Genomic DNA, 21,908 nt, shown 5'->3' with positions numbered 1-21,908 from the left:
CATCGCGTCCGTCGTATCCGTCGCGTGCGCACGGTCACGACGCCGCGGCCTCCCGCTCGCGCGCCTCGCCCGGGCCCACCGGCGGGGCGTCGGCGGTGATCCCGCGGGTGGACGCGATCACGTCGCGCAGCCGCCGGTTCAGCGCCTCGTAGAACATGCTCAGCGGGAACTCGTCGGGCAGCACCGCGTCCACGAGCGCCTTCGGCGGGCCGTCCATCGGCAGCGCCGCGGTCCCCTTGGCCCACACCGAACCCGGGTGCGACGGCACATACTTGGCGACCAGTCGGTAGCCGGCCAGCCAGTGGCCGACCTTCGGACGGTCGACACCCTCGCGGTAGAGCCGGTCCACCTCGTCGAACAGGCCGAGCACCGCGTCGGTGATCCGGTCCCAGTCGATGGTGAGCCGGTTGTCCGACCAGTCGAGCACACCCGCGCGGTGCAGGTAGGCGAACAACAGTTGCCCACCCAGGCCGTCGTAGTTGCGCACCCGCCCGCCGGTGACCGGGAAGCGGAACAGCCGGTCGAAGATCACCGCGTAGCGCACCAGCGGCGCGGTCGGCTCGCCCTCCGCGGACAGCGCGACCGCCTCGCGGAACGCGGTCAGGTCGCAGCGCAGTTCCTCCAGGGCGTACATCCAGAACGGCATGCGCTGCTTGATCATGAACGGGTCGAACGGCATGTGCCCGCGCATGTGGCTGCGGTCGTGGATCAGGTCCCACAACACGAACGCGTTCTGGGCGAGCTGCTGGCTCTCGACCAACGCCTGTGCCTCCGGCGGCAGCTCCAGCCCGAGGGTGTCCGCCGCGGCGGCTCCGACCCGACGGAAGCGGGCCGCCTCGCGGTCGCAGAAGATGCCGCCCCAGGTGAACCTGGGCACTTCGCGGACGGCCACGGTCTCGGGGAAGAGCACCGCCGAGTCGGTGTCGTATCCGTCGGTGAAGTCGACGAACGCGAGCGGCACGAACATCGCGTTGTCGTAGCGCGTGGCCTCCAGGTCGGCCAGCCACTGCGGCCACACCACACGCAGCAGGACCGCCTCGACGTTGCGGTTCGGATTGCCGTTCTGGGTGGTCATCGGGAAGACCACGAGGTGCTCCAGGCCGTCCCGCCGGTTCCGCTCGGGACGGAAGGCGACCAACGAGTCCAGGAAGTCGGGGCGCCCGAAGTCGGCCTCGGCCCAGCGGTGGAAATCGGCCACGACGGCTTCGAGGTAGGTCTCGTCGTACGGGAACAGCGGGGCGAGGGCCGCTATCGCGGCGGTGATGTCGGCGACCAGGAGACGGGCGGAAGCATGCCCGGACGGCTCGATCGAGCCGTCCTTGGCCTGAAGCGGCCGCAGGTCGGCAACGGCTTCCTTGAGCACCGGCCACTGCGGGTGGTCGACGGCGGTACGGACGGCTACGCGGGTCATGTCGGACATGGAACCCCCTCAGGGAAACGCAGGAACCACGGTCAGGCGAACCTATGTCAAAAGATTTTCACGTGGCAAGGCCGATTCAAACGCAATCTTATCGCCTCCCGTGTGTTTTGCCCGAATAAGTTGAGAATGCGATCACCTCGTTCCCCGCCCGGGCCGCACCGAACGCACGTGGGCCCCGCCGAGGTGTTCGGCGGGGCCCACGTGGTGAGGGTGGATCAGACGGCGAGCTTGGTGCCCACGCCGATCACGTTCGGGTTGTCGCCGATGACGCCGGCGTTGGCGGTGTGCAGGGCCTTGTAGCCGCCCTTGACACCGAGCTTGGCCGCGATCGCGGACAGCGTGTCACCGGACTTGACGGTGTAGGTGCCGGAGCCCGACGCCCGCTCGGTCGCGGCCGACTTCGGCGCGGCCTGCTTGGCGACGTCCTGCTTGGCGACGTCCTGCTTCGGCTGCACGTCGAGCTTCGGCGCGTTGCCGGTCGCGGGCTTGGCCTCGGACTTGGGCGCGGCCTTCGGCTCGACCGCGGACTTGGTCTTGCCGGTGGTCGAGGAGTCGGCCGTGGCGTTGGCGTCGCCGCCCTTGCCCAGACCGGCCTTCACGGAGCAGACCGGCCAGGCACCGGGACCCTGGCTCGCCAGGACCCGCTCGGCGACGGCGATCTGCTGCGCCTTGGAGGCCTGCTCGGCGCTGGCCGCGTACTGGCCGCCGCCGAACGCGTTCCAGGTGCTCGGGGTGAACTGCAGACCGCCGGAGAAGCCGTTGCCCGTGTTGATGCTCCAGTTTCCGGTGCTCTCGCACTGGGCGACCGCGTCCCAGGTGGACGAAGTCGCGGCGTTCGCGCTGCCCGCCATGCCCACGAGGGGAAGGACGAGACCCGCACCGGCGGCGACGGCGATGCCGGCGCGACGGCCACGAGAGAGCGAACGAACCGGAGCGGTGATGGCACGGAAGGTCATTGATTACCTCGTCGGGCGCCTACGAAGTTAGCTGTCGGGTTCGGACGAATGGCCCGGCCTCGCCTCTCACAGGCATGGCTTCACCCCAGGCATCGGCAGTGCCGATGTCGGCTCACTTGGTTCCCCCGCTCCTGCCGCCAGTCGATATCGACTGCTTCCCTCGGGCGGCGGCAGGATTCGGCGTACCGCCCGGGGAGTCCGCTTGTGCGAACAACCACGAAGCTACGCACCGATTCGCCGGGTTGGCAAACATTTCGGGTGGTTTGTGACGTCCCCCATAAGGGGGAATAACACCTATTTGCCCGATTTGTCGCCGTCCTTGCAGGTCACGGCTCCGGCGTACACGGTGCGCGGCCGCGTGGTCACGCGTGCGTCAGCGACGGGCTATTCCGTCGCGGGCAGCTCTACCGGGACCACTACCCGCTCCTCGTCCCAGAGGAACGTCGCGCCGCCGGTCGCGAAATTGGGCACGTCGGCCACCGTGGCCCGCCCCTCGGGCGAATCCAGCACCGCCTCGAGTTCCGCGCGCGATGGCGCGTACAGCGCGACCACCAGGTGATAGGGGGGCTTGTCGCCGGACGGATCCGGCTCGCACCTGCCGATGGTCCAGCCGGTGAGTCCCGGCATGGTGCGGGCCAGCGGGACGTGCTTCTCCCAGTAGTAGGAGTCGAACGCCGCCGGGTCTTCGGGGTGGCCGTAGAGCACGGTCAACTTGTACATGCCGAGTCCTCACGTTCGTGGTGGTCGGAGGGACGTGCGTGCGCGCCACGCGTCCGCCGGGGCGCGCCCGCTACGGATGCGCCGGGGTGTCGCCCTTCGTGGCGACGCCCCCACTCGTGGTGATGCTCTTGAACGCCCGGGCCTGCTCGGTGATGGCCACCTCGGTCGGCAGGCGCTCCATGCTGGAGGCGCCGAAGAAGCCGACCACGCCGGTGGTGTGGGCCAGGACGTACGCCGCGTCCTCGGGTTCGGCGATCGGCCCGCCGTGGCAGAGCACCAGCACGTCGGGGTTCACCTCCGCCGCCGCGTCGCGCATCTCCTGCACCCGCTCCACCGCCTGGTCGAGGGTGACCGCGGTGGTCGCGCCGATGCTGCCCTTGGTGGTCAGGCCCAGGTGCGGGACCAGCACGTCGGCGCCGGCCGCGGCCATCGCGCGGGCCTGCTCGGGGTCGAAGACGTACGGCGCGGTGAGCAGACCGCGCTCCGCCGCCAGCCGGATCATCTCCACCTCCAGGTCGTAGCCCATCCCGGTCTCCTCCAGGTTCTGCCGGAAGACACCGTCGAACAGGCCGACCGTCGGGAAGTTCTGCACTCCCGCGAAGCCCATGGCCGCGAGTCGGTCCAGGAAGTGCGGCATGATCCGGAACGGATCGGTGCCGCACACCCCCGCGAGGACCGGGGTACTGCGCACCACCGGCAGCACCTCGCCCGCCATCTCCACCACGATCGCGTTGGCGTCGCCGTACGGCAGCAGTCCCGCCAACGAACCCCGGCCGGCCATGCGATAGCGGCCCGAGTTGTAGATGATGATCAGGTCCACGCCCCCGGCCTCGGCGCACTTGGCGGACAATCCGGTGCCCGCGCCCGCGCCGATCACGACGCCGCCCTGCTCGACCGTCGTGCGCAGTCGGCCCCGCGCCTCGCGTCCGTTCATCTCAGTCCACGTGTCCCTTCGTGATCAATTCGTGCAGTCGATCCGCCGCCGCCTTGGCGAACGCCGGATCGTTGATGTCCGTCGCGGCCTCGTGCAGCTCGACGGCAGTCCCGTCGAGGCCGGCGCGCAGCGCGTCGAACAACGCCGTATCGGCGTCGGAATCGTAGAAGGGTCCGCCCTCGACGTCGATCGCCGAGACCCCGCGCAGCGGCAGGTACAGCGCGGTGGGCCCGGTCGCGTCGATCAGTTTGGCGGCGATCCGCCGTCCCAGTTCGGCGTTTTCGGCCGGTGTGGTGCGCATCAGCGTCACGGTCGGGTTGTGCACGTACAACACCCGGTCCTCGAAACGCGGCGGAACGGTGTCGCGGGGGCCGAAGTTGACCATGTCCAGAGCGCCCACGCTGACCACCTGCGGCAATCCCGTCCGCCCGGCCGCGGTCAGCCGTCGAGGGCCCGCGCTGAGCACCCCGCCGACCAGGTCGTCGGCCAACTCCGTGGTGGTCAGGTCGAGGACCCCGGCCAGGAAGCCGCCCTCGGCCAGGTTCTCCATGGCCCGGCCGCCGGCCCCGGTGGCGTGGAACACCAGCACCTCGTAGCCCAGTTCGTTGAGCCGCTCGCGCGCCGCGTCCACCGCCGGGGTGGTCACCCCGAACTGGGTCGCGGCCACCAGTGGTCGGCCCTCGCCGGTGACCCCGGCGACCGCCGCGCGGTCCTCGGCGTAGCCGCCGGCCATGCCCGCGATCGCGTCCGCCGCGTTGCCCAGGATGCGCTCGGAGAGCCGGTTGATTCCGGCGATGTCCACGACGCTGTACATCATCGTCACGTCCACCGCGCCCACGTACGGCGACACGTCGCCCGCCGCCATCGTGGACACCAGCAGTTTGGGCACGCCCACCGGCAGCGCGCGCATCGCGTGGGACGCGATCGCCGAGCCGCCCGAGCCGCCCATCGCGAGCACCCCGTCCACCCGTCCCTGCTCGAAGAGTTCGCGCAGGATCGAGGCCGCGCCCTCGGCCATCGCGGTGGTGGCCGCGCCCCGGTCGGCGCGGGTGCGCAGGTCCTCCAGATCGGTGCCCGCCGCGGCCGCGACCTCGCCCGCCTGCACGTCGGCCTGGGCCAGCGAGTCGCCCAGGACGCCGACGTTCATCAGCACGACCTCGACGCCTCTGGCCCGCAGCCGGTAGGCCAGCCACGCGTATTCGGACCCCTTGGTGTCCAGCGTTCCGATCAGTACGACGGTGGGCATCGGTGCCTCCGGTGGTGTCGGTACGGCTTGCCGGGTTGACGCTTCGGCGGCGAACGGCCGCGCACAGTAACCCAACCGGATGATCATGGCAATGCAAAGCACCGTGCGATAGGACGGGTGGCGAGTCGCGGATTTCGCGCATGTGAAAGGGGTGTCGATGGCGGAGGAACCGGACGCACGGGTCGCAATCGTCGCCGGAGCCGGAGCGGGCATCGGGCGCGCGTCGGCACTGGCGCTGGCCCGCGACGGCGCGGATCTGGTGCTGGCCGCCCGCCGCCCCGAACCGCTGGGCGAACTCGCGGACGAGATCCGGGCACTGACGGGCCGTCGGGTCCTCGCGGTGCCGACCGACCTGGCCGACCAGGGCGCCTGTCGCGCGCTGGTGGACATCGCGGCCCGGGAGTCGGGCCGGGTGGACGTGGTGGTGAACGTGGCGACGTACAACCCCTCCGGACGCCTGGAGGAGTTGGACCCCGACGAGTTCCGGCGCGCGTTCGAGGTCAACGTGCTCGGCGTACTGGCCGTCTCCCGGGCCGCGTTGCCGTATATGCGGGCGGTCGGCGGCGGATCGATCGTGCAGATCGGTTCCGAGGCGCCGCGCGCGAAGCTGGTCGGGCTGGGCGCGTACGCGGCGACCAAGGCCGCGATGGAGGTGGCCTCCGGGGTGCTGGCCAAGGAGGTCGGGCCGGACGGTATCCGGGTCAACGTGGTCGTCGCGGGCTACACCGAGAACGCCAAACTCGCCGGGTACATCGCCGACATCGCCGCGCGCCGAAACGTGCCGGAGAGCGAGGTGCGGGCCGAGCTGACCAGGTCCTCGGCGCTGCGCCGGATCACCCGACCCGAGGACGTCGCCGACGCGGTCGCCTTCCTGGCCTGCGATCGGGCCCGGGCGATCACCGGCACGGTCGTCCCGGTCACGTCGGGGGTCTCCATCGGCTGACCCGGAGTCCACCCGGCCGTTCGGGCCCGCTCAGCGCAGCCGCAGGGCCAGGAAGAAGTCCACCTTGTCCTCCAGGCGGGCCAGCTGACGCCCGGTCAGCTCCTCTATTCGGCCGATCCGGTAGCGCAGTGTGTTCACGTGAACGTGCAACCGCGCGGCGCACCTGGTCCACGACCCGTCGCAGTCCAGGAACACCTCCAACGTGCCGATCAGGTCCGCCTGATGGCTCGCGTCGTACGCACGCAGCGGTTCCAGCAGCCGACCCCGGAAGGCCCGGCGCACGTCCTCGGGCACCGCGGCCAACAGCGCGACGTGCGAGGCGAGTTCGGCGTGCCCGACCACCTCGACCCGGCCCGGCCTGGTGCCGGCGATCCGACCCGCGTGCCAGGCCTCCTCCAGGGCGCCGCGCAGCGCGTCGGCGCGGGCCACCCGGGCGCTCACCCCGATGTGCGCCCGCAGGTCGTCCGTCGCGGGTCCGTCCAGCGCGGCCAGCCGCTCGCGCAGCAGGCCCGTGGTGGGATCCGGCTCGGCGCCGTCCCGGTCTTCCCGGCTCTCGCACGAGATCAGCGCCACCGCACCGGTCCCGGCCGCCGACACCAGGGCGGGCGTCGGTCGGTCCGCCAACGCCTCCTCCAGGAGCACCCGGGCCAGTCGGGGCGCGTCCCGCACGGGCACGTCGGGCAGCGCGAGGGTGACGAACTGCCGGCACCACGTGTCGCCCTCGTCCGGCTCGGCCGCCCGCAGGCGCGTCGCCACCTCCAACGCGTCGGCGCCGGACACGAGCAGGTTCAGCACGTCCTCGGCCAGGCGTCGGGTGTGCCGGCGCCCGTCCTCGACCCGCTCCCGGCCCACCGAGACCAGCCGGACCAGTTCACCGAGCAGCGCCTGGTGCCGGTCCGGCCAGTCGGTCACGTCGTCCTCGACCGCCAGGAACCAGTCGCCCCAGGCGTCCGGGTCGCCCGCGCCGCCCGCCTCGGGCACCGGAAGCAGCGAGAACGAGCGCCCGTCGGCCCGGTGCCGGAACGGCACCCTGGCCCGGCGCTCGCGGGCGGCGAAGTGCGCGCGGGCCAGCTTGACCCGCAATCCCGACGCCAGGTCCGGCCCGCCGGCGGCGGCCTGCCGCCCGGTCAGCGAGAGCACCCAGCAGTGGATGTCGATGTCCGCGGCGACCAGCCCGAGCACCCCGTCGAGCCCGGCCCCGCCGGCCGCCGCCTGGACCAGGCGCCGATGCCGGTCGACCACGGCGGTGAGGTCGTCGGCCCGCTCGGCGGAGATCCGCCGGACCACGAACTCGGTCAGGTGGGCGAAGGACAACTCCTCCGCGACCGCGAACAGCGGCAGGTGGTGCCGCTCGCACGCGTCCACCAGATCGGCCGGGATGGCGCCGATCTCCGCCTCCCCCGCGGCCAGCGCGGTGGCTCCGCCCCGGGTCAGTACACGAACGAACCGGTCCGAGTCGGCCGGACCGGAGCGCCAGCCCATCCCGGTCAGCACCAGGGCCCCGGCGGTCAGGTAGCGGCTGGGGTCGTGCAGGTCGGTGGTCATCACCGCCCGCACGGTGCGATCCAACTCCCCCTCGCCCACCAGCAGACGGATGCCGGCCATGCCGACGCCGGTCGTGCCATCGCCGAGAAGCGCGCGCAATCGCATCGACGGCCCCCTCTCGATCGAGCCGGCCGCGGCGTCGGCCGCGCGGCGGATCCGTCATACCGGTTCGACGACCGGACGAACACTTGGAGAAAAGTACGGGAACACCCCCCGTGTGACACGCCTGGGTCATGTCTTTGGTGGGTACTCACAGTGACCTCCGTCTCGGTGTACTGGTGCGCACCCTCCGATCCACGAAAACGACCGGTCACGACACCCCGAGCGACGCGCCCCCCGCGACGGGTACAAGGACGGTAGGGCCATACGCGAGGAAGAAGGAGAAAGCCGACATGGAATTCCTGCGGCCCGCGACGTGGGAGGAGGCGCTCGCCGTCAAGGCGCAGCACCCGTCCGCGGTCCCGATCGCCGGTGGCACCGACGTGATGGTCGAGCTGAACTTCGACCGGCGTCGCCCCGATGCCCTGGTGGATCTCAACCGTATCCGCGAGTTGCACGAATGGCGGATCGAGGACGACGACACGGTGCGCCTGGGCGCCTCGGTACCATACGCGCGGATCATCGAGGCGCTGCACGACCGGCTGCCGGGGTTGTCCCTCGGCGCGCGCACGGTCGGCTCGCCGCAGATCCGCAATCGGGGTTCGGTCGGCGGCAACCTCGGCGGTGCCTCGCCGGCGGGCGACGCGCACCCGCCGCTGCTCGCCTCGGGCGCGACGGTGGAGGCGGCGTCGGTGCGCGGCACCCGGCTGATCCCGATCGACGACTTCTATCTCGGGGTCAAGCGCAACGCGCTGGAGCCGGACGAGCTGATCCGGGCGGTCCACATCCCGTCGGCGACCGGGCCGCAGCAGTTCGCCAAGATCGGCACGCGCAACGCGATGGTGATCGCGGTCTGCTCGTTCGCGGTCGCGCTGCACCCGCACACCCGGGACGTGCGCACCGGGATCGGTTCCGCCGCGCCCACCCCGCGGCGGGCGCGCGAGGCGGAGGAGTTCATCCGGGCCGAACTCGACGAGAGCGGTCTGTGGACCTCCGGCGGCGAGCTGCCGCGGGCCGCCGCGCGGCGCTTCGGCGAACTGGTGGCGGGAGCCGCCGCGCCGATCGACGACGTGCGCGGGTCGGCCGCGTACCGGCGCCACGCGCTGGCCGTGCTGGCGCGCCGCACCCTGCTCTGGACCTGGAACGACCACCGCGCCACCGGGAGGGCCGCCGCATGAGGGTCACATTCACCGTGAACGGCCGCCCGACCGAGGCGGACGACGTGTGGGAGGGCGAGAGCCTGCTCTACGTCCTGCGCGAGCGGGTCGGGCTGCCCGGCTCGAAGAACGCGTGCGAGCAGGGCGAGTGCGGCTCGTGCACGGTCTATCTCGACGGCGCCCCGGTGTGCGCGTGTCTGGTCGCCGCCGGACAGGTGCAGGACCGCGCGGTCGGCACGGTCGAGGGGCTGGCGGACGGGGACACGCTGGATCCGGTGCAGCAGGCGTTCGTGGACGCGGGCGCGGTGCAGTGCGGGTTCTGTACGCCGGGCCTGCTGGTCCAGACGCACGACCTGCTGAACCGGGCGCACCACCCCTCCGACGCGGAGATCCGCGAGGCGCTGTCCGGCAACCTGTGTCGTTGTACGGGCTACGAGAAGATCATGGACGCGGTCCGGCTGGCGGCCGCGCGCAAGGCCGACGCCCGCGGTACGGCCCCGGCCGGTTCGGAGGGCTGACGCCATGGCCGGTCCGACCACGCCGAGGAACCTGTCGGCCGTCTCCGCGCCCGGTCGGGACGGCATCGGCGCGTCGCCCCCGCGTCCCGACGGGATCCTCAAGGTCAAGGGCGACTTCGCCTACGCCTCGGACCTGTGGCACGAGGACATGTTGTGGGGCACGACGCTGCGCAGCCCGCACGCCCGGGCCCGGATCCGGTCCGTGGACGTGTCCGCGGCGCTGGCCCTGCCGGGGGTGTACGCGGTGCTCACCCACGAGGACATCCCCGGCAGCAAGTTCTACGGCCTGGAGATCGCGGATCAGCCGGTGCTGGCGATCGACGAGGTGCGCTTCCACGGCGAGCCGATCGCGATCGTGGCCGCCGACCACCCCGAGACCGCGCGCCGCGCGGTGGCCCGGATCGTGGTGGACTACGACGTGTCGCCGGCGATCGGACCGGTCGAGGCGCTGGATCCGGAGCGCTACGGCCACGTGCACGCGCCGGCGGACTACAAGGCGCACGCGTCCGGCAACATCGTGCACAGCCAGCACGTCCACCACGGCGACGGGGACTCGGCCGAGGTTCGCGCGCGGGCCGACGTGATCGTGCGCGGCGAGTACGAGGTCGGCATGCAGGACCAGGCGTTCCTGGGTCCGGAGTCGGGGCTCGCGGTGCCCGCCGAGGACGGCGGGATCGATCTGTACATCGCCACCCAGTGGTTGCACGTGGACCGGCAGCAGATGTGCCCGGTGCTCGCTCTGCCGCCGGAGAAGGTACGGCTGACCCTGGCCGGTGTCGGCGGCGCGTTCGGCGGGCGCGAGGACATCTCGATGCAGGTGCACGCGTGTCTGCTCGCGCAGTACACGGGCAAGCCGGTGAAGATCGTCTACAACCGCGAGGAGTCGTTCTTCGGCCACGTGCACCGCCACCCGGCGACGATGGTCTTCGAGCACGGCGCCACTCGGGACGGCCGGTTGGTGTTCGTCCGGGCGGAGATCGTGCTCGACGGCGGCGCGTACGCGTCCTCCTCCCCCGCCGTGGTCGGCAACGCGGCCTCGCTCGGGATCGGTCCGTACGTGATCCCGAACGCCTCGATCGACGCGACCGCGGTGTACACGAACAACCCGCCGTGCGGCGCGATGCGCGGCTTCGGCGCGGTCCAGATGTGCTTCGGCTACGAGAGCCAGATGGACCGGCTGGCCGCCGAACTCGGCATGGATCCGGTGAAGTTGCGGCGGCTGAACGCGATGGAGCAGGGCTCGGTGCTGCCCACCGGGCAGGTCGTGGACGCCCCCGCGCCGGTGGCCGAACTGCTGCGCCGGGTCGAGGCGATGCCGCTGCCGGCGGCGGCGTACCGGCGCACCGGCGACGGTGTGGACCTCCGCGAGTTGCCGGGCGGGGTGTCCAACAGCACGCACGGCGAGGGTGTCGTGCGCGGGATCGGCTACGGGGTCGGGATCAAGAACGTCGGCTTCTCCGAGGGTTTCGACGACTACTCCACCGCGCGGGTCCGGCTCGAGGTGATCAACGGCGCGCCGGTCGCGCTGGTGCACACCGCGATGGCCGAGGTGGGCCAGGGCGGTGTCACGGTGCACGCGCAGATCGTGCGCACCGAGTTGGGCGTGGACCTGGTGACCATCGCGCCGGCCGATACCCGGGTGGGTTCGGCCGGGTCCACCTCCGCGTCGCGGCAGACGTACATGACGGGCGGTGCGGTCAAGTCGGCCGCCGAGGCGGTACGCGGCACGGTGCTCGCGCGCGGCCGGCGGCGCCACGGCTGGACGCCCGATCTCGTGGCGGGCCTGCGCCTGGTCGACGGCAAGGTGGTCGACCGCGCCGACGCGGTGGTCGCCGACCTGGTCGACCTGCTCGGCGACGAACCCGTGGACGAGACCGTCGAGTTCCGGCACCGCCCCACCCAGGCGTTCGACCGGCTCACCGGACAGGGCTTCGGGCACGTCCAGTACACCTTCTGCGCACACCGCGCGGTGGTGGACGTGGATGTGGAGCTGGGCCTGGTCAAGGTGGTCGAACTGGCCGCCGCGCAGGACGTCGGCAAGGCGATGAACCCGCTCGCGGTGCTCGGCCAGATCCACGGCGGCAGCACCCAGGGGCTGGGCCTGGCGGTGATGGAGGAGATCGTGGTCGCCGAGGGGCGGGTGCGCAATCCGTCCTTCACGGACTACCTGATCCCCACCATCCTCGACACCCCGCCGATGCCGGTGGACGTACTCGAACTGGCCGACCCGCACGCCCCGTACGGGCTGCGCGGGGCCGGCGAGGCACCCACTCTGTCCGCGACGCCCGCGATCGTCGCGGCGATTCGCGCGGCGACCGGCCTGGCCCTGAACCGGGTACCGGTCCGGCCGGAACACCTCACCGGGATCTGAGACACCGTCAGTTCCCGTTTTCGTCACCGTAGTACGGTCCCGGCGGCGGCGCAGACGCCTCCCCCGGGGCCGGACCGGCCCGACCCCGCACGGCCGATCGCCGTGCCGTCGAGCGGACGCGCCCCCACGCAGGAAGGTCGTCGCGCCCGCCTGCCCGGAACGGGTTCCGGGCGGCCGCGCCGCCGCGACCGGCTCCACCCCAACAACACCTAGGACACTTGGGAGTGGGAAAGTGGCTCAGACATCGGTTCCGGCGGAACCCGGCGAGAACCCCCCGAATCCGCCTCGCGGACCCGGGGCGGCCCGGGCCGGCGATCCGCCGCCGGCCGGCTCGTCCGGTTCGGGCGCGTTGGACACGTACTTCCGGATCAGCGCGCGCGGCAGCTCGGTGGGCCGCGAACTGCGCGGCGGCCTCACCACGTTCATGGCGATGGCGTACATCCTGCTGCTCAATCCGATCCTGCTCGGCGGCGAGGACGTCGAGGGGCATCGGCTCGACCCCGCGCAGATCACCACGATGACCGCGCTGGCCGCGTTCGTCACCACGGTGGCGATGGGTCTGATCGGCAACGTGCCGCTGGCGCTGGCCGCGGGTCTGTCCGTGGCCGGCGTCGTGGGCAACCAGGTCGCGGCCGAGATGACCTGGCCGCAGGCGATGGGCCTGTGCGTGATCTACGGCCTGATCATCATGCTGATGGTCGTCTCCGGGCTGCGCGAGCGGATCATGAACGCCATCCCGATGGCGCTCAAGCACGCGATCACCATCGGGATCGGCCTGTTCATCGCGATGATCGGGCTGAACAAGGCGGGCGTGGTGACCGAGAACGCCGCGCCGGGCGGACCGCCGGTGACGCTCGGCCCGGCCGGTGAGTTGGCCGGCTGGCCGGTGCTGATCTTCGCGGTCACGGTGCTCACCATCTTCGTGCTGATGGCCCGCGACATCCGCGGCGCGATCCTGATCGGCCTGGTCTTCGGCACCGTGCTGGCGATGGTGGTCAACGCCGTCGTGGACATATCCGACAAGACCTGGGGCGGCGGCGTACCGAACCTGCCGGACAAGGTGGTCGACACGCCGGACTTCGGACTGTTCGGCGAGGTGAGCGTGTTCGGCGGCTTCTCCGAGGCCGGCGGCATCACCGCCTCCGTCCTGGTGTTCACCCTCGTCTTCGCGGGCTTCTTCGACGCGATGGCGACCATCATCGGCATCGGCAACGAGGCCGAACTCGTGGACGACAAGGGTCGGATGCCCGGACTGTCCAAGGCCCTGGCCATCGACGGCGCGGGGGGCGTCGTCGGTGGGGTGACCGGCTCGTCCGGTCAGACCGTCTTCATCGAATCGGCGACCGGCGTCGGCGACGGCGCCCGCACCGGGCTGTCCAGCGTGGTCACCGGCGCGGTCTTCGGCCTGATGGTGTTCTTCACCCCGATCGCCGGCGTGGTGCCCGACCAGGTCGCCGCCGCCGCGCTCGTGGTGATCGGCTCGATGATGATCACCCAGGTCAAGCACATCGACTGGGACGACAAGGCCGCGGCGATCCCCGCCTTCCTCACCATCGTGCTGATGCCGTTCACGTACTCGATCACCGCGGGCGTCGCCGCCGGCGTGATCGTCCACACGCTGATCAAGGCCGCCCAGGGCAGATTCCGCGACATCGGCCCGCTGATGTGGATCCTCACCCTGGCCTTCCTCGTGTTCTTCGCCCTGCATCCGATCAAGGAGTGGTTGGGCGTCGGCTGACGCCCGTACACCGCGCCGCCCACATCCCAGGAGACGTCGATGCTCGACCTCGGGACCGAACTCGCGGCATGGCGCCGTGCGGGAACGCCATACGCCCTGGCCACCGTCGTCCGCGTCGGCGGGAGCGCGCCTCGCCCCCCGGGCGCGGCGCTCGCGGTGGGCGCCGACGGCACGGTCGTCGGCAGCGTGTCCGGCGGGTGTGTGGAGGGTGCGGTGTACGAGTTGTGCCGCGAGGCGCTGGAGAGCGGCACCCCGGTGCTCCAGCGCTTCGGCTACAGCGACGAGGACGCCTTCGCCGTGGGTCTGACCTGCGGCGGAATACTCGACATCTTCGTACAACGCGCCGGCGACGCGACGGTGGAGGCGGCCCTGGCCGCGGCCGAGCGGGACATCCCCGTGGCCGCCGCCCGTGTCGTGGCGGGTCCGGCCGCGCTGGTGGGGCGGGCGATCACGGTCGTGGGCGCGGCGCGCGGCGCGCACCCCGCGGAGTCGGTTGCGACCGGTACGTTCGGCGCCGATCCCGCGCTGGACGCGTCCGTGGTCGCGGCGGCCCGGGCCATGCTCGACCTGGGCCGCACCGGCCTGTCGACGCTGCGCCCGGACGGCCGCGCGGGTCCGGAATCGGCCCCCGACGACGTCACCGTCTTCGTGGAGACCCGCACCCCGCCCCCGCGCCTGCTCGTCTACGGCGCGATCGACTTCGCGGCGGCGGTGACCCGGATGGGCAACCTGCTCGGCTACCGGGTGACGGTGTGCGACGCGAGGGAGGTGTTCGCCACGCGGCGCCGTTTCCCCGACGCGGACGAGGTGGTCGTGGACTGGCCGCACCGCCACCTGGCCTCGATCGCCGACACCCTCGACGCCCGCACGGTGATCACCGTCCTGACCCATGACCCGAAGTTCGACGTCCCCCTCCTGGATCTGGCGCTGCGCCTCGACCTGTCCTACGTCGGCGCCATGGGCTCCCGCCGCACCCACGAGGCGCGCCTGACCCGGCTGCGCGAAATCGGGCTCACCGAAGCGGAGTCGGCCGCGCTGCACTCCCCCATCGGCCTGGACCTCGGCGCCCGCACCCCCGAGGAGACGGCGCTGTCCATCTTCGCCGAGGTGGTGGCCACCCGCACCGGCGGCACGGCCCGCCCCCTGCGTACCGCCACGGGCCCGATCCACCACGCGGCGGCCCGGCCCGCCACCCGCGCGGCTCCGGTCCGGAGCCGTACCCCACCATCGTGCGAACCGCCGCTCGACCAACGGCGATAGTCCAGGGTGTGCGCCCGTTCTTCGCGACCCGCCCCGACCCGCCGCCCGTCACCGAGGACTCCGCCGACGCCGACCTGCTCGCCGCCGTCGCGCTCACCGGCCTCACCGCACCCCTCCTGCCGGTGGTGCGCCAGGTGACCGGATCGTGGTCGTGGTTCGTCGACCGGCCGCCGCACTCGGTACGGACCGGCCCGATCCGGGTCCGCTCGCCCGCCTACCGGACGATGCTCGCGGGCGGATTCGCGGCGGAGGCGACCTGGCTCGGCACCGAGGGCTGTGACGCCCGGGGCCAGGCGCGCACGGTGGTCGCGCTGTGGTTGCCCGGCCGGGCGGGATATGCGATCGACCCCGGGCCGGTGCGGATGGATCTGATCCCGAATGGACGGTGGGCCGCTCGAACCCGCTCGGTCGCGGCTACGGGCAGGCCGAGGTGACCTACGCCCGGCGACTGCTCGCCGATCCGGGCACGCGGGAGCGGGTCGGAGCGCACTGGGACACCCTCGTGCGGGCATCGCTCGCCGAGGCCCTGCCGCTGCTCGGCCTCTCCGCCGACACACCGATCCCGGCCGCCGGGGAGCAACCGTGCGCCTGGTTCCCGACCGGCGGGTACCGCCCGCCCGGCGCACGCTCCCCGCCCCGGGCACCTCCCGCGGCCCACGCGCCGCCCGCGCCCTGCTGCCCGCCGTGGTCCGGGCGATCGACCGGGTCCCGTTCCTCGCCGTCGCGCCGATCGCCGCCCGGATGGCCGCGGTGGGCGCGCCGAGGCCCGACGAGTCGGTGACGTGCCCGCGGGTCGCGGCCGTCCTGCTCGGCGCCGCCTCGGCCGTCGCGCCGGTCGACCCGATGGAGTCGAACACCGCCGCCCTCCCGGTCCCCCGCGCGCTGCGCCAGGGGCTGCGCACCCTCGTCGCGCTGCTCCCGATCGCCCCCGTCCGGGGCGTGGCGGCCGTCGTGGTCACCCGGCGCTCGCCCACCGCGCCGCCCTGGGTCGGCCTGACCCTGGAGGTCGCCGTGCTGACCACCGTGACCCTGGAGGCCGCCGCGCGGGCCGTCCACCGCGTACCCGGCAAGACCGCCGCGCTCACCGCGATCGCCACCGTCTCGGCCCTGGCCGCCGCGACCCTGGCGCCGCCCACCTCGCCCCGGCCGAAGCGGGTGCGCCCGGCCGGACCGGCATCCACCTCGCCTGGGCCGCCGCGCTCGCGATCGCCGTACTCGTGCTGCTGCGGGCCGACCACCGCCCGTTCGGCCGTTCGGGCCGACCCGCCCGGGCCGACCGCTCACGCACACCGTGAGGCCCCCGGCGCACCGGGGGCCTCACGATTGCCCGACAACCCGTCGCCCCCGGCGACCGGGCGAACCCCGCGATCAGTCCCGCCTGAGCGAGCCCTTGATCTTGTTGATCGCCTCGTTGGCCTTTTCCTTGGCGCCCTCGACGGCCTGCTTGGCCTTGGCCGAGCCCTGGTCCTGCTGCCCCTCGTCTCGCAGGTCCTCGTTGCCGGTCGCCTCGCCGACCTTCTCCTTGGCCTGGCCGGCTGCGTCCTGGGCCTTGTTGCGGATGTTGTCGTCGATGCCCATGTCTCGGGTCTCCTGTCGCGGTAGACCGCGCGCGTCCGTTGATCGCGCGACGTCCGGCCCGACCTATAACCGGAAACGACCGGTTTGACACCCGTGCCCGGTCTTCGTGATCTTTCTCATCGAGTCACCCGGGCCGCACACAGGGTGGTCTCTCCCGCTCATCGGGCCCGCGAGATCTCGACGTTCTCCAGGACCCCCAGGGCGTCCGGGACCAGTACCGCCGCCGAGTAGTAGGCGGTGACCAGGTAGGAGATCAGCGCCTGCTCGTTGATGCCCATGAAGCGCACCGACAGGCCCGGCTGGTACTCGTCGGGCAGCCCGGTCTGGTGCAGACCCACCACACCCTGGTCGTCCTCGCCGGTACGCATCACCAGGATCGAACTGGTGCGCTCCTGCGAGATCGGGATCTTGTTGCACGGGAAGATCGGCACGCCGCGCCAGGCCGGGATCTGGTTGCCGCCCACGTCGACCGTGCTCGGGTACAGGCCGAGCCGGCTGCACTCGCGGCCGAACGCGGCGATCGTGCGCGGGTGGGCCAGGAAGAACCTGGAGCCGCGCCGCCGGCTGAGCAGTTCGTCCATGTCGTCGGGGGTGGGCGGTCCGGACTGGGCCTGGATGCGCTGGTCGTAGTCGGCGTTGTGCAGCAGCCCGAACTCGCGGTTGTTGATCAGCTCGTGTTCCTGGCGCTCGCGCAACGCCTCGATGGTCAGCCGCAGTTGCTGCTCGATCTGATCCATCGGCTGGTTGTACAGATCCGCGACCCGGCTGTGCACCTTGAGCACGGTCTGCGCGGCGCTCAACTCGTATTCGCGCGGCTTGAGTTCGTAGTCCACGAAGCTGCCGGGCAGCAGCGCCTCGCCGTGGTGGCCGGCGGACATCGGGATCTCCGCCTCGCCCTTGGCGTTCTGCGGTCGACTGCTGTCCTCGGCGTATGCGGTCAGGTGCGTGCGCAACGCGTCGTCCCGCACCGCGTCGAACGCCTCCCGGGTCATCTCCAGCACGATCACCGAGGTGGCCGCGGTGGCCGAGTACCCCCAGGTGGCGTCCGGGTCGACGAGCATGCGTTCGCCGAAGTGGTCGCCGTCGCCGTGCAGTCCGAGCACGGTGCGGTCGCCGTAGCGGCCCTCGCCGAACCGGTTGATCTTGCCGTGCACGACCAGGAAGACCCGGTCGGTCGGCTCCCCCAGGGTCGCCAACGTCTCCCCCGCCGCGAACTCCCGCCGCACGAACCGGTCCGCCAGCGCGCGCAGCACCTCCTCGTCCTCGAACCCGCGCAGCGGCGCCAGTTCGCCCAACTCCGCCGGGATCACCCGCACATCGGAGCCGGTCTGGACGAACTGGACCCGACCGTCCCCCACCCGATGGCTCAACCGTCGGTTGACCCGGTACGTACCACCCGATACCTGGACCCACGGCAGCATCTTCAGCAGCCATCGCGACGTGATGTCCTGCATCTGCGGGACGGTCTTGGTGGTCGTCGCGAGATTTCGCGCCGCCTCCGTCGCGAGACTCGAACGGGCCTGCGTGTCCCGGGCGTCACCTTCGGTGCGCGCCCCAGCATCGATCGACAACGATTCCGCCTCCCCTGGATGAACCCGTTTGCGCGGTCAATCGTCGCCGCTGCGTCGACGGCCGGCCATTACCCGAACGAGTGAGACTGCTGGGGGTGCGAATTGGCTAACTAGCTCTGACGGAGGTTTCCCGGGTCGTCCGGATGCCCGGCCGCCTTGGTCCGAACGGCCGAACGCGCGCCCCGGGATCGGCTCGGCTTCGACTCCCCGTCGGCTATGCCGGTCCGGCGCCGGGCAGGCGCTCGCGCAGCGCGGTCAGGGCCGCCTCGGTCAGTCGGCCCGGCAGCCGCAGTCGGGCCACCCCGCCGTCCGGGAAGATCTCGATGCGTACGTGCGTGACCGGGGGCGCGTCGGTGAAGCGGAATCGGTGTCGGGTGTCCGGCTGGACCCGGGTGCGCGGCAGCAGTTCGAACCACACGTCGGGATCGACTCCCGCGTCGCTGCCGGCCAACGCGACCCAACCCGGCGCGTTTCCCAGGTAGTTGTCGATGTCCAGCTCGGCACCCAGGAGTTCCGCGCGGCCGACCAGGCGCAACCGCACCCAGTCGTGGCCGTCGTCGCGCCGCCTGCGGGTCTCCCAGCCCTCACCCATCACCCGCGAGCGGCCCGGCGCGTTGAGATTGTGCGGTGAGGAGAAGTAGCGGTCGCTGGCCGCCTCGGCGACCCCGCCGAACTCCTGCGCCGCGAGGTCCACGGTGAGCCCGTCGAGCCAGGCCGGATCCGGCACCGCCTCGCCGTGCACCCGCAGTCTGGCCACCCCGCCGTCGGGGAAGATGTTCAGCCGTACATGGGTGAACCGCCGTTCCGCGTCCACCTCGAAGGGATGCGCGGTGTCGCCCTTCAGCTCCGTGCGGGCGACGATCGTGGTCCATACGACCGCCGGGTCGAGCAGTTCCTCGACCGAGGGCGTACCGGGCACCGCGGCGGCCTCGACCGAGGCGCCCGGAGGATGATTCCCGGTGAAGAACGCGGTGTCGATCACGACCCCGCGCACGATGCCGGGCACGCCGAGGCGCACGATCGCCCAGTCGTGCGCGTTCGGTTCGGGGTGCGGGTGTGCGGCCGAGGGGCCGCGCCGGCGGCGGGTCTCCCAGCCGTCCATGATCTGCCCCCTGGGGCCGAACGTGTGCGGCGCGAAGACCGGCGGCTCGGCCCGGAGCAGGTTCTCCTTCTCGGCGAACCACTCGTCGTTGGCGGCGACCACGCCGGCGCCGAGCGCGCGCGAGGCCAGGTTGACGTATGCGGTGAAGTCGGTGGTCATGGGTAATCCCCTCACCCGGAACGGGAGTCGACAACCGCGGGCGGACGCCCGCGGTGACTGGAGACCACGGGAACGAGGCGGGCCGTGGCCGCGCGGGCGGCGCCCGACGGGGGTGATCACGCGGCGGTCCCCACGCGGTCCAGCAGGCGCCCGCGCGGGGTGCCGTGTACGTCCACGGGCGCGCCCGCGAGCCAGGTGGCGCGAACCACGCCGGTGAGCGTGCGACCGGCGTAGGGGGTGGCCGGATTGCGGTGGTGCAACCCGCCCGGGTCCACGGTGAACACCGCGTCCGGGTCGAAGGCGACCAGGTCCGCGTCGTATCCGGGCGCGATCGTGCCCTTGCGGGCCAGGCCGACCAGGCGGGCCGGCCCGCTCGACATCAGCGCGACGACCTCCGCCAGCGCCAGACCGCGCGCCCGGGCCTCGGTCCATACCGCTGGCAGGCCCAGTTGCAGCGAGGCGATGCCGCCCCACGCGGCGGCGAAGTCGCCGACGTCCAGCCGCTTGAGGTCGGTGGTGCACGGCGAGTGGTCGGAGACCACGGCGGCGAACGCGCCCGCCTCGATTCCGCGCCACAGCCGGTCGCGGTTGTCCTCGGAGCGGATCGGCGGGCAACACTTGAACGTGGTGTCGCCGGCCGGCACCCCCTCGGCGACCAGGGTCAGATAGTGCGGACAGGTCTCGGCGGTGACCGCGATCCCGTCCGCGCGGGCGGCGGCGAGCAGCGGCAGTACGTCCGCCGAGGACACGTGCAAAACGTGCACCCGCGCACCGGTGCGCTCGGCGGTGTCCAACAGTTGCCGCACGGCGACCGTCTCCGCCGCGTCGGGCCGGGAGGCGAGAAAGTCGGCGTAGGCCCGACCGGGCACCTGCGGGGCGGCGTCCAGGATCCGCGGGGCCTCGGCGTGGATGATCGCGAGCGCGCCCAGCCGGGCCTGTTCGGTCAGCGCCTCGGCCAGCTCGGCGGCGTTCACATGCGGGAACTCGTCCACGCCGGAGGGCGCCAGGAAGCTCTTGAAGCCGTACACGCCGGCCCGGTACAGCGCGGCCAACTCGCCCGTGTTGCCCGGGATCGCCCCGCCCCAGAAGCCCACGTCCACGTACACCCGCCCGCGCGCCACGTCCCGCTTGACCCGCAGCGCGTCGACCGTGACGGTGGCCGGGATCGAGTTGAGCGGCATGTCGATCAGGGTGGTCACCCCGCCGGCGGCGGCGGCCCGGGTGGCGCTGGTGAAGCCCTCCCACGCGGTGCGGCCCGGCTCGTTGACGTGTACGTGGGTGTCCACCAGGCCCGGCAACAAAGCGACGTCGCCCAGATCCTCGATCGGCGCACCGCCGCCGGCGGCGGTGCCATACGGCGACACCTCGACGATCCGGTCGCCGGCCACGACCACGTCGGCGGGTCGCTCCCCGTCCGGGGCGAGCACCCGGCGCGAGCGCAGTACGAGGGTGGGGGTGCGGGTCACGGCGCGTCCTCCGATGCGGTAAGCAGGTCGCGGGCCAACCGCTCGCCCGCGATCTCGGCGAGGGCGCCGGCACGGGTCAGGCTGTCGGGGCCCAGATCGGTCAGCGCGTAGGCGGCGACGATGCCGGCCGCGTCGAGTCGGTCCCGGCTCAACTCGACGCGGCCGCACACCACCGCGACGGGCACCCCCCGGGCGCGGGCGGCGGCGGCCACCCCGGCGGGTGCCTTGCCGTGCAGGGTCTGTGCGTCCAGGCTGCCCTCGCCCGTGACCACGAGCCGGGCCCCGTCGAGCAGTTCCTCGAAGCCCAGGAGATCGAGCAGCAGGCCGATGCCGGGGCGCACGGTCGCGCCGAGCAGCGCCAGCGCGCCGAACCCGGTGCCGCCGGCCGCCCCCGCGCCGGGGACGTCGGCCAGGTCCGGCGCGACCACCTCCGCCCAGCGCGCGAGGGCCGCGTCGAGCAGGGCCACGTCGGCGGGCGTGGCGCCCTTCTGCGGCCCGTACACCGCCGCCGCGCCCTTGGGGCCGAGCAGCGGGTTGTCCACGTCCGAGGCGATCACCACCTCGACGCCGGTCAGCCGCGCGGCCAGGGCCGAGGCGCCGTCGATCCGGTCCAGGTCGCGCAGCGCGGCCCCGCCCCGGGGCAGGTCCGCCCCGGCCGCGTCGAGGAGGCGTACGCCCAGCGCGCGGACCAGGCCGGAGCCGCCGTCGGTGGCGGCGGCACCGCCCAGGCCGAGCACGATCCGGGTGCAGCCCAGTGCGAGCGCGCGGGCGATCGACTCGCCCACCCCGGTGGTGTCGGCGGTCAGCGGCTCGGGTCCGGCGGGCAGCCGGGCCGACCCGGCGGCCTCGGCCAGTTCCACCACGGCGGTGGCGCCGCGCACCGCGAACGCCGCGTCGACCGGCCGCCCCGTGGGACCGCTCACCCGCGCCGGGATCCGGGCGAAGCCGGCCGCCACCGCGGCGTCGACCGTGCCCTCGCCGCCGTCGGCGACGGGCGACACGCGGATCTCCGCGTCCGGGCGCGCCCGGCGGATCCCGGCACCGATCCGGGCCGCGGCCTCGACCGCGGTCAGGGTCCCCTTGAACTTGTCGGGGGCCAGCACGACGACCGGGCCCATGCGCTGC

The 21,908-nt window shown here is 72.7% G+C and carries 18 protein-coding genes and 1 riboswitch; of the genes, 7 read left to right on the top strand and 11 right to left on the bottom strand.

What is annotated here, in order from left to right; all coding sequences use genetic code 11:
- Positions 1-34: 34 nt before the first annotated feature.
- From EMA17_RS05270 to EMA17_RS05250, 5 genes are all read right to left on the bottom strand, one after another.
- Positions 35-1,420 carry a DUF6421 family protein gene (locus EMA17_RS05270; protein ID WP_126635731.1) on the bottom strand — a complete coding sequence of 462 codons (1,386 nt, stop codon included), beginning with the start codon at positions 1,418-1,420 and terminating at the stop codon, positions 35-37.
- A 215-nt stretch (positions 1,421-1,635) separates the two neighbouring features.
- Entirely contained in the window at positions 1,636-2,271 is a 636-nt protein-coding gene (locus EMA17_RS55215; RefSeq protein ID WP_281290436.1) for a transglycosylase family protein, read from the bottom strand.
- Between the two features lie 105 nt (positions 2,272-2,376).
- Positions 2,377-2,539, bottom strand: a riboswitch (cyclic di-AMP (ydaO/yuaA leader).
- Between the two features lie 221 nt (positions 2,540-2,760).
- Complete coding sequence (locus tag EMA17_RS05260; RefSeq protein WP_126635729.1) at positions 2,761-3,096, bottom strand: EthD family reductase; 336 nt, start codon at positions 3,094-3,096, stop codon at positions 2,761-2,763.
- 70 nt (positions 3,097-3,166) lie between these two features.
- Entirely contained in the window at positions 3,167-4,030 is an 864-nt protein-coding gene (locus EMA17_RS05255) for a phosphoenolpyruvate hydrolase family protein (RefSeq protein WP_126635728.1), read from the bottom strand.
- Between the two features lies 1 nt (position 4,031).
- Positions 4,032-5,276 carry a Tm-1-like ATP-binding domain-containing protein gene (locus EMA17_RS05250; protein ID WP_126635727.1) on the bottom strand — a complete coding sequence of 415 codons (1,245 nt, stop codon included), beginning with the start codon at positions 5,274-5,276 and terminating at the stop codon, positions 4,032-4,034.
- 157 nt (positions 5,277-5,433) lie between these two features.
- On the opposite strand from EMA17_RS05250, the gene EMA17_RS05245 reads away from it, so the two are divergent.
- Positions 5,434-6,219 (top strand): SDR family oxidoreductase, encoded by a 786-nt coding sequence (locus EMA17_RS05245; RefSeq protein ID WP_126635726.1) that lies wholly within the window; start codon positions 5,434-5,436, stop codon positions 6,217-6,219.
- 30 nt (positions 6,220-6,249) lie between these two features.
- Here the strand turns inward: EMA17_RS05245 and EMA17_RS05240 are convergent, their stop codons facing one another.
- A complete protein-coding gene (locus EMA17_RS05240; RefSeq protein ID WP_126635725.1) occupies positions 6,250-7,869 on the bottom strand; it encodes a PucR family transcriptional regulator in 1,620 nt (539 codons plus the stop codon).
- A gap of 287 nt (positions 7,870-8,156) precedes the next feature.
- Here EMA17_RS05240 and EMA17_RS05235 point away from each other — a divergent pair, with 287 nt between their 5' ends.
- The 6 genes from EMA17_RS05235 to EMA17_RS05210 all read left to right on the top strand — a co-directional run bounded on the left by EMA17_RS05235 (position 8,157) and on the right by EMA17_RS05210 (position 15,341).
- Positions 8,157-9,041 (top strand): FAD binding domain-containing protein, encoded by an 885-nt coding sequence (locus tag EMA17_RS05235; RefSeq protein WP_126635724.1) that lies wholly within the window; start codon positions 8,157-8,159, stop codon positions 9,039-9,041.
- Positions 9,038-9,538 (top strand): (2Fe-2S)-binding protein, encoded by a 501-nt coding sequence (locus EMA17_RS05230; protein WP_078978087.1) that lies wholly within the window; start codon positions 9,038-9,040, stop codon positions 9,536-9,538. The genes EMA17_RS05235 and EMA17_RS05230 overlap by 4 nt, the downstream gene beginning before the upstream one ends.
- Positions 9,539-9,542: 4 nt before the next feature.
- On the top strand, positions 9,543-11,909 hold the full coding sequence (gene pucD / locus EMA17_RS05225; protein ID WP_126635723.1) for a xanthine dehydrogenase subunit D: 2,367 nt from the start codon (positions 9,543-9,545) through the stop codon (positions 11,907-11,909).
- A 232-nt stretch (positions 11,910-12,141) separates the two neighbouring features.
- Positions 12,142-13,647 (top strand): NCS2 family permease, encoded by a 1,506-nt coding sequence (locus EMA17_RS05220; protein ID WP_126635722.1) that lies wholly within the window; start codon positions 12,142-12,144, stop codon positions 13,645-13,647.
- Between the two features lie 39 nt (positions 13,648-13,686).
- The gene (locus tag EMA17_RS05215) at positions 13,687-14,907 is read left to right on the top strand and encodes an XdhC family protein (RefSeq protein ID WP_126635721.1); all 1,221 of its coding nucleotides are present in this window, start codon (positions 13,687-13,689) and stop codon (positions 14,905-14,907) included.
- Positions 14,908-14,915: 8 nt separating this feature from the next.
- Positions 14,916-15,341, top strand: a complete 426-nt coding sequence (locus EMA17_RS05210; protein WP_126635720.1) for a hypothetical protein — start codon at positions 14,916-14,918, stop codon at positions 15,339-15,341.
- 934 nt (positions 15,342-16,275) lie between these two features.
- Here the strand turns inward: EMA17_RS05210 and EMA17_RS05205 are convergent.
- The 5 genes from EMA17_RS05205 to EMA17_RS05185 form a co-directional block, all read right to left on the bottom strand.
- Positions 16,276-16,485 (bottom strand): CsbD family protein, encoded by a 210-nt coding sequence (locus EMA17_RS05205; protein WP_126635719.1) that lies wholly within the window; start codon positions 16,483-16,485, stop codon positions 16,276-16,278.
- Positions 16,486-16,643: 158 nt separating this feature from the next.
- The gene (locus EMA17_RS05200; RefSeq protein ID WP_126635718.1) at positions 16,644-17,939 is read right to left on the bottom strand and encodes a family 2B encapsulin nanocompartment shell protein; all 1,296 of its coding nucleotides are present in this window, start codon (positions 17,937-17,939) and stop codon (positions 16,644-16,646) included.
- Positions 17,940-18,270: 331 nt separating this feature from the next.
- Positions 18,271-19,317, bottom strand: a complete 1,047-nt coding sequence (gene alc / locus EMA17_RS05195; RefSeq protein WP_126635717.1) for an allantoicase — start codon at positions 19,315-19,317, stop codon at positions 18,271-18,273.
- 116 nt (positions 19,318-19,433) lie between these two features.
- A complete protein-coding gene (gene allB, locus EMA17_RS05190; RefSeq protein ID WP_126635716.1) occupies positions 19,434-20,783 on the bottom strand; it encodes an allantoinase AllB in 1,350 nt (449 codons plus the stop codon).
- Positions 20,780-21,901, bottom strand: coding sequence for a glycerate kinase (locus EMA17_RS05185; protein ID WP_126635715.1), 1,122 nt, complete (start codon positions 21,899-21,901; stop codon positions 20,780-20,782). Before EMA17_RS05185 ends, allB begins: the two co-directional genes overlap by 4 nt.
- Positions 21,902-21,908 lie beyond the last annotated feature (7 nt).

Origin of the sequence: Embleya hyalina (assembly GCF_003967355.1) — a bacterium.
GTDB lineage: Bacteria > Actinomycetota > Actinomycetes > Streptomycetales > Streptomycetaceae > Embleya > Embleya hyalina.
The sequence above is the reverse complement of the archived record's forward strand: the minus strand, read 5'-3'. Positions and strand labels throughout refer to the sequence as shown.